This is a genomic window from Candidatus Frankia alpina (genome assembly GCF_902806485.1).
Taxonomy (GTDB): domain Bacteria; phylum Actinomycetota; class Actinomycetes; order Frankiales; family Frankiaceae; genus Frankia; species Frankia alpina.
In genome coordinates this window covers 1-482 of record NZ_CADCWT010000581.1, presented here as the reverse complement: position 1 = coordinate 482, position 482 = coordinate 1, and the positions used below count along the sequence as shown (strand labels likewise).

1 pseudogene is annotated in these 482 nt (G+C 66.2%); it reads left to right on the top strand.

The window, feature by feature from the left end:
* Positions 1–48: 48 nt before the first annotated feature.
* Positions 49–408 (top strand): annotated as a pseudogene (locus tag G6R25_RS24585) (DUF4143 domain-containing protein); the annotation flags it as partial.
* Positions 409–482: the final 74 nt, after the last annotated feature.

Sequence of the window (482 nt, the reverse complement as noted above, 5' to 3'; positions counted from 1 at the left end):
ATCCGTCACCAGATCGCTTGAAACCACAACTCAACGACACCTAACAAAGCCCTACTGCGGGACGGGGATCTGCTCGGCCGGCTGCTCGACACCTTCGTCCTCGCCCAACTGCGGCCGGAGGTGACACTGCTACATCCGCGTGCCCGGCTGCATCACCTCCGCTCCCGTGACGGCCACGAGGTCGACGTCGTCATCGACCTCGGGGGAGGCCAGGTGATCGCCATCGAGATCAAGGCGTCCTCGGCGCCGTCGGCCCGGGATGCCCACCACCTCGTCTGGCTGCGCGACCAGCTCGGCGAGGGCTTTCGCGCCGGGGTCGTGTTCCACACCGGTCCGATGCCCTTCGACCTCGACGACCGGATCTGGGCGCTGCCCATCAGCGCCCTGTGGACAGCCCGAACCGAGTAAAGATCCTGAATGCGGGGGACGCATCCAGTGGTACGACCGGTGAGGCGGACGAGGCAACTACTCCACATCGAGGG